6 protein-coding genes are annotated in these 7384 nt (G+C 61.7%); 3 read left to right on the top strand and 3 right to left on the bottom strand.

Features of this window, described 5'->3' with window-relative positions; translation table 11 throughout:
- Positions 1–18 precede the first annotated feature (18 nt).
- Together trxB and EN984_RS15660 are read left to right on the top strand one after the other, a co-directional pair.
- Positions 19–993, top strand: coding sequence for a thioredoxin-disulfide reductase (gene trxB / locus EN984_RS15665; RefSeq protein WP_127267436.1), 975 nt, complete (start codon positions 19–21; stop codon positions 991–993).
- Between the two features lie 79 nt (positions 994–1072).
- Positions 1073–1969 (top strand): LysR family transcriptional regulator, encoded by an 897-nt coding sequence (locus EN984_RS15660; RefSeq protein ID WP_023809733.1) that lies wholly within the window; start codon positions 1073–1075, stop codon positions 1967–1969.
- Positions 1970–1993: 24 nt separating this feature from the next.
- Here EN984_RS15660 and EN984_RS15655 read toward each other — a convergent pair whose 3' ends face one another.
- Positions 1994–2491, bottom strand: a complete 498-nt coding sequence (locus EN984_RS15655; RefSeq protein WP_127267437.1) for an isoprenylcysteine carboxylmethyltransferase family protein — start codon at positions 2489–2491, stop codon at positions 1994–1996.
- A gap of 720 nt (positions 2492–3211) precedes the next feature.
- The gene (locus tag EN984_RS15650) at positions 3212–5263 is read right to left on the bottom strand and encodes an elongation factor G (protein ID WP_127267438.1); all 2052 of its coding nucleotides are present in this window, start codon (positions 5261–5263) and stop codon (positions 3212–3214) included.
- A 311-nt stretch (positions 5264–5574) separates the two neighbouring features.
- On the opposite strand from EN984_RS15650, the gene EN984_RS15645 reads away from it, so the two are divergent.
- Positions 5575–5979, top strand: a complete 405-nt coding sequence (locus tag EN984_RS15645) for a cupin domain-containing protein (RefSeq protein WP_127267439.1) — start codon at positions 5575–5577, stop codon at positions 5977–5979.
- 68 nt (positions 5980–6047) lie between these two features.
- On the opposite strand, the gene EN984_RS15640 is transcribed toward EN984_RS15645, so the two are convergent.
- Positions 6048–7091 carry a hypothetical protein gene (locus tag EN984_RS15640; RefSeq protein ID WP_127267440.1) on the bottom strand — a complete coding sequence of 348 codons (1044 nt, stop codon included), beginning with the start codon at positions 7089–7091 and terminating at the stop codon, positions 6048–6050.
- Positions 7092–7384: the final 293 nt, after the last annotated feature.

Here is a 7384-nt window from a genome sequence, read left to right as displayed (position 1 = left end):
CCTCCGCAGAGGCTTTAGATGACCACCAAGCACGCGCCCGTTCTCATCATCGGTTCCGGCCCGGCCGGCTATACGGCGGCGGTCTATGCCGCCCGCGCCATGCTGAAGCCGATGCTGGTCGCCGGCCTGCAGCAGGGCGGGCAGTTGATGATCACCACCGATGTCGAGAATTATCCCGGCTTCGCCGACCCGATCCAAGGTCCGTGGCTGATGGAGCAGATGCTGAAACAGGCCGAGCATGTCGGCACCGACATCATCAACGACATCATCACCGAGGTCGACCTCAACGTGCGACCGTTCCGCGCCAAGGGCGATTCCGGCACGACCTATACCGCCGACGCGCTGATCATCGCCACCGGCGCGCAAGCGAAATGGCTGGGCATCCCGACCGAGCAGGACTTCATGGGTTTTGGAGTCTCGGCCTGCGCCACCTGCGACGGTTTCTTCTACAGGGGCAAGGATGTCGCGGTGGTCGGTGGCGGCAATTCCGCGGTGGAAGAGGCGCTCTATCTGTCCAATCTCGCCAGGAGCGTGACGGTCATCCACAGGCGCAGCGATTTTCGCGCTGAACGTATTCTGCGCGAGCGGCTTCTGAAGAAGGACAATGTCCGCGTCATCTGGGACACGATCGTCGATGAGATCACCGGCCGGCCCGGCAAGACGCCGCTGCCGCCCTCGGTCGAGGGGCTGAAGCTAAAGCATGCGGTGACCGGCGAGGTGTCGCACCTCAAGATCGACGGCGTGTTCGTGGCCATCGGCCATGCGCCGGCGGTTGAACTGTTCGCCGGCAAGCTCAAGCAGAAGCCGAACGGCTATCTGTGGACAGCGCCGGATTCGACCCGCACCGATGTGCCGGGCGTGTTCGCGGCCGGCGATGTGACCGACGATATCTACCGCCAGGCGGTGACGGCAGCGGGGCTCGGCTGCATGGCCGCGCTCGAGGCGGAGAAGTATCTGGCCGGCATCGAAGTGCATCGCGAAGCGGCCGAGTAGAGAGTTCAGAGAGCGGCTTAGAAACGCCGTGTAAAAGCCTGATTTTTCATTCAGACGCCAAAACAGAACGAGGGGAATCATGGCGTTGGACTGGGACAAGCTACGCGTGTTTCACGCTGCGGCGGAGGCGGGGTCGTTTACCCATGCGGCCGAGACATTGCATCTCTCGCAATCGGCGATCTCGCGGCAGGTCAGCGCGCTCGAGCATGATGTCGGCGTGCCGCTGTTCAACCGCCACGCCCGCGGGCTGGTGCTGACCGAGCAAGGTGAGATGCTGTTTCGCACGGCGCATGACGTGCTGATGAAGCTGGAGACCATCAAGTCCCGGCTGACCGAGACCAAGGATCGCCCGTCGGGCGTGCTGCGGGTGACGACGACGGTGGGGCTGGGCGCCGGCTGGCTGACCGAGCGGGTGCAGGAATTCATCGAACTCTATCCCGAAATCAGCCTGCAGTTGATCCTCGCCAACGAGGAGCTGGATCTCACCATGCGCCAGGCCGATTGCGCCATCCGGCTGCGCCAGCCGCAGCAGCCGGACCTGATCCAGCGCCGCCTGTTCACCGTGCATTTCCACCTCTACGCGGCCCCATCCTATGTCGCCAAGCACGGCAAGCCGTCTTCCGTCGCCGAGCTGAAGGCCCATCGCATCGTCACCTTCGGCGTGCCGGTGCCGTCGCATCTGTCGGAGCTGAACTGGCTGGAAACGGTCGGTGATTTCGAAGGCGGACAAAGGGTGCCGACGCTGCAGATCAACGACATATTGTCGATCAAGCGGGCGGTGCAGGGCGGTGCCGGCATCGCCATGCTGCCCGACTATGTGATCAGCAAGGACTCCGATCTGGTGCAGCTGCTGCCGGAGACCGAGGTGCCGTCTTTCGACACCTATTTCGCCTATCCCGACGCGATGAAGAACCAGGCCAAGCTGCATGTGTTCCGGGACTTCATCATCGCCAAGGCCCGAAGCTGGTCCTTCTGATTTTCGTTTTCACGCCCTACGGGATTATCCCCGCCAGGGCATCAGCCGAGGCAGCCAGCCGGGCACGTTGCGGCGGTAGGTCTCGTATTCGGCGCCATAACGGCGGCTAAGCGTCGGCTCTTCATAGAGCCTGACGAAGGCGCCCATGGAGACAGCGCTGACGGCGGCATAGGCGACCAGCGCCCAGCTCGAGAACAGCAGCGCCTGGCCGAGGATGATCGACAGCACGGCGACATACATCGGGTTGCGGACATGGCGGTAGATGCCGCCTATCACCAGCCTCTCGGTCGGGGCGACCGGTGCGGGTGTGCCCAGGCCCTCAAGCGCAAAACGGCCGAAGGCATGCAGGAGTGCCGCGCCCGCGGCAACGATCAGAAGCCCGCCAACAGGGGCAAAGCCCGGCAGGCTCGACCAGGGCAAGCCCCAGCGATCGGTCAACAGCCAGGGCACCAGCCCGGCAACCACGCACGGCGCCGCGATGAAGAAGGCCGCACTGCCGGCGATCGCCGAAAACCTCCGCATTGGCTGCTTGCTCCGCGATTGCCTTAGAAATGCACGCCTGCTGCCCGCTTCCACATCATTGCCCAGTTTTGGCATTTCGAGCCGAAAGCCAGCCGAGATTAGCGATTCTGTAGTTGCAATTGCCCGATTCAGCGCTCCATTTCGACGATTTTGCTGGTCCTATTGGCTTCTGGAATGGGTTAGACCACAGCCTGCGTCTTTTTGCATGTGTGTGTTGCAAAATAGATGCTTGTTTCTTGGGCATGATGAGCACATATATAGATCATCTCCTGGGCGCGTTCTCCTCCCATTAGCGCCCTCGAGTGTTCCCCTCTGGAGGTTAGCCTTAACAGGCACTCCAATCAAACTCAGCCGGATCTTCATTGATCCGGCTTTTTTGTTGCCTGTACCCTGCTGGGCCGGCCAAAAATTCCATCACAATTGCCACGTAACGGTGACATGTAACCTCTGGTAACATATCCCGGACGCCCGCGACCTGCTATGTAGATCATAGGACGCGGTGTGGTTCGGACGGGAGATGGGGGCATCACTCGTACGGCCCGGGCTCAGGCGGCTACCGCGTCCGAACCGTTTTTCCGCCGAACTCGGCGGTACCAAATGCGGCGGACCTGACGTTTTACCTCCCAAGGAAACGGTCCGCGAACAAAACGACGTCCGGTCCCCGCCGGACGTCGTTTTCTTTTGTTCCCCCGAATCAGGTTCGAGAGGAACGCCACGCCATCAGGCAGCCTTGCCGTTGGTGTTCATGGCGTCGTCAGCCAGACGGCCGGTGAGTTCGGCCATGTGGTCGAAGACGGCACGATAGCTGGCAACGCCCGCGGTCGCCGAGCGCAACTCGATGATCAGGTCGCCGATCTCGGCTTGCGGCATGGTTGCCTCGACGACATCCCATCCCGGCCAGTCGGGTCGCGCGTCGTAGCCGAGGATCTGGCCGCGCCGCTGCGGGATGAGAGCGATGATCTTCGAGGTGGCGTCGGAGGGGGTGACGATCTCGACCTTCATCACGGGCTCCAGGAGCACCGGCAAGCACGCGGCCATGCCTTCCTTCATCGCCAGCCTGGCCGCCATCTGGAAGGCCATGTCGGAGGAATCGACCGCATGATAGGAGCCGTCCGACAGGTTGACTGCGACATCCACGACCGGAAAGCCCAGCGGCCCGGATTTCAGATAGTCGCGGACCCCGGTCTCGACCGACTGGATGTAGGTCTTGGGCACGACGCCGCCGGTGATGGTGTCGGTGAACTGGAAGCCGGAACCGCGCGGCAGCGGCTTGATCTCGATCACCACGTCGCCGAACTGGCCATGGCCGCCGGACTGTTTCTTGTGACGGCCGCGCTGCTGCGCCGATTTGCGGATCGTCTCGCGATAGGGCACCGCCGGCGGATGACCTTCGACCGGTATCTGGTTCTTGCCTTCCAGCCGCTCGCGCACCACGCGCAGATGCATCTCGCCATGGCCCGACAGCACGGTTTCGGCCGAGTCCTGATTGTGGCGCAGGCTGAGCGAGGGGTCCTCCTCGGCCAGCCGCTGGATGGCGGCCGACATCTTCACTTCGTCCTTGCGCTCCTTGGGGCGGAGCGCGAAGGCGAAGACCGGCTGCGGCGGCTCGAACTGGACGAGCGGCTTGATGCCGCCCTTGGCCGAGCTCAGCGTCTGGCCGGTCTTGACCTCGTCCAGCTTGCCCAGTGCCACCGTGTCGCCGACCTTGGCGATGGAGAGCTTGGACTGGTCCTTGCCGAGCATCCGGTAGATGCCGGAAACCTTGGCCGTGTCGCCGCCGGGCAGCCAGAGTTCGGAACCGTCGACGACCTGACCGGAGAGGATGCGCGACACCGACAGCTTGCCGCCATGCGAGGTGTGGATGGTTTTCATCACCTGGACCAGGGTAGCCGCGCCGTCGGGTGCACCGAGCCGTTTGCGGGTCGCCTCGATGTCGGGCGCGTCGTGGCGGATCGCCTTCAGGAGGCGCAGCACGCCGTTGCCTTTCTCGGCGGTGCCGATCAGCACCGGGATCACCGCACCGTCACGCAGGTCGGCGGCGAGGTCGTCGAAGATCGCATCCTTGGGCGGCTCGATCTCCTCGAGCAGTTGTTCCATCAACTGGTCATCATGGTCGGCCAGCGTCTCCAGCATCGAGAAACGCGCTTCGAGCTCGCGCGCCTTGTCGTCGCCGGGAATCTGCGCCACCTCGCTTTCGGCATATTCGCGATAGATGTAGGCGCGCTCCAGCGCCAGGTCGATCGAACCAATGACGACACCGTCCTTGCGCAGCGGAATCTGGCGCAGCAGCAACGGCACGGCACTGGCCGGCTGCAGCATCTTCAGCGTGTCGCGCACGCCGGTGATTGCCTTGTCGACCTTGTTGAGGAACAGAATGCGCGGCACTCCGAGATCGTCGAGCTTGCGCATGATCAGTTGCAGGGCAGGGATCTTCTTTTCATCGGCCTCGGCTACGACGACCGCGAGGTCGCAGGCGGCCAGCACCGGTTCGGCCTCGAAAGAGAATTCGATGGAACCGGGACAGTCGACGAAGGTGATCTGCTCGCCCATGAATTCGGTCGTGGCGACCGTCGCCTCGACGCTCATGGCGTGGGCGCGCGCCTCGGGCGAATGATCTGAAACGGTGTTACCTGATGAAACGGGATTTTGTCGGGGAATTGAGCCCGTACGGGCCAATATGGCTTCGAGAAGTGTCGTCTTACCGCTTGCGAAGGGACCGACTATGGCAATGCATTTCGGTCCCGTGCGTCGTCCTCCGGCGCGAGTACCCATGACTGACCTCCACTCAGGCGTTTCCCGTAGGACCGACTGGCATGTATGGTTCAGGCTTGGTCAATCGGTCCTGAGCGGCGGCCGGCCTGTTCGACCGTCGCGGGCGGGGTTCTTTTCAAGTGCCACCTGCCCAAAGCCATCGTCCCACTTGTTTGCCGGCAGGGCAAGAAAAATAGAAACCCTTTGCTCGGCAGTGGACCGTGCGGATCATATGCTGGGGCTGGCAGCGGGAAGCTGTTGCACGTCGACCGATATCGGCCGAAACTGAAAACAGGCGACCCGTCGCCCGCTGCTTGAAGGACCATCGACCCATGAAGATCATTGCCTGCGGCAGCGTGCCGACCGTCATCGCGCCGGAAAAATACTTCGCCGGCCGGGTGCTGCAGACGCCGATCATCGAGAAAGAGGCGCCGGCGCGGCTGCGGGCCACGCTGGTCAGCTTCGAGCCGGGCGCGCGCACCCACTGGCATACGCATCCGCTTGGCCAGACGCTGTACGTGACGGAGGGCGCCGGGCTTGCCCAGACGTGGGGCGGCCCGATCCAGGAGATCAGGGCCGGCGACGTCATCTCGTTCGCGCCTGGCGAAAAACACTGGCATGGCGCGGCGCCCAAATCGGCGATGACGCATATCGCGATGCAGGAGGCGCTCGACGATGTCCATGTCGATTGGCTGGAGGGGGTCACCGACGAGCAGTTTGGCGGTCGAGACACCTAAGCCGGCGGAGGGCAGGCTTCTTGCCGCAGCGATGACGATCGTCGCGCAAGCTGCAAAACCGCTGGCATTTAAACCACTCGGACGCCCAGAAAATTCAGCCTCCGCCGGGCGCCTTCCCACGCCCTGATGCTGACATCGTTGAGATAGCAGTCCATCAAGACCCTGCAGCCGACCAAGATCTCGACCGGTTGTCCAGCAAAAACCATTGCGCCCGGCCGCCCAAAAAAATTGTGTATTGTTCCGTCGTCAAAGCCATTTTCTCCGAAATTGGCGAAATCCCCTACGTCCCCTTCAAACCAACGCTGAAAATCGACAAGGGTGCTGTTGCTTCGGTAATCTCGTCCCACGGCTTGATCGCCTGAAAAGGTGCCAAAAACGACATCGGTCGCCTGAAGGACTCTGGTGTGGCTGTAGCCGATTTCGTCACGCATCCACCTGTACCTTGTGTCGTAGGTGGAGACGAATTCCGCAAACAAGTCGAGCCGGCCGGTCTTCTTGGGAGTGTAGGTAAACCAGATGCCGCTTTCGAGCATGGCGTGCAGGTAATCTCTATCGCCGGCGCTGTTGTTTTCGAAAAATACCAAGCCGCCCAAATCCGGCGCCCCATCCCACTCGTAAGATTCGTCTCGCAGAATGCGTCCGTCCCCGGTCCGGTTGAACCAGCTGTATTTGTAGTTACCGAAGGTGCCAGGCCAAAAATGGAAATACTCATAGGGATCGCCTTGCAGTTGCCGCGTTTCCATCGGCATCGCCCCATCTTTGCGGCGCGGCAAGACAACCATTTCGGAGCGATCGAAACTGTTGCCTAGAATTCGCTTTCGATCGTTGCGATCGGCAAAGCGTTTCAGTTTTGCCCTGGTCCATTTTTCAGCTTCCTCGGTCCAGTAACAGCCCGACTGTGCTTTCAGGTAATCAATTTTTGCCTCGCCAAGAGCGGAGATCTGGCCCTCGTCGTTAGGGTCCGACTGCTTGAAATAGTTCATTGATGTGGCTGTCTGCTCGGCAAATGAAACACTGAGCGCCTGCTTGAACCGCTCGGTATTTTCAGTGCCCGGCCCGGACACTATGAATTCGCCGTCGTGATTGTTTGATGGATTGCCGCCTTTGGCCATGATGCATCTCCCTTCTGAGGCTTCATGGTTGATCGAATGCGGCCGGCTTCCTAGTCGTCATATGACGATGGTCCGCGGGTTCGCTGCGCACGTTTCCCGGATTGCAAGCTGATTTCGCGCGTCTGGCTCGCACGCCATGCCGGCCGGCAACGTCCCTCGGAGCCACTTCGGCTTTGACTGTAGCACCTGCATGGCCTCTAACTCACGTCTGGATATAGCCATGTCAAAGCACCGTCTGCCCCTGGTCGCCGCTATCTATCTTGGTTCGTTCGTGGCTCTGCTCGACGTCAGCA

Origin of the sequence: Mesorhizobium sp. M7A.F.Ca.CA.004.12.1.1 (assembly GCF_003997835.1) — a bacterium.
GTDB lineage: Bacteria > Pseudomonadota > Alphaproteobacteria > Rhizobiales > Rhizobiaceae > Mesorhizobium.
The sequence above is the reverse complement of the archived record's forward strand: the minus strand, read 5'-3'. Positions and strand labels throughout refer to the sequence as shown.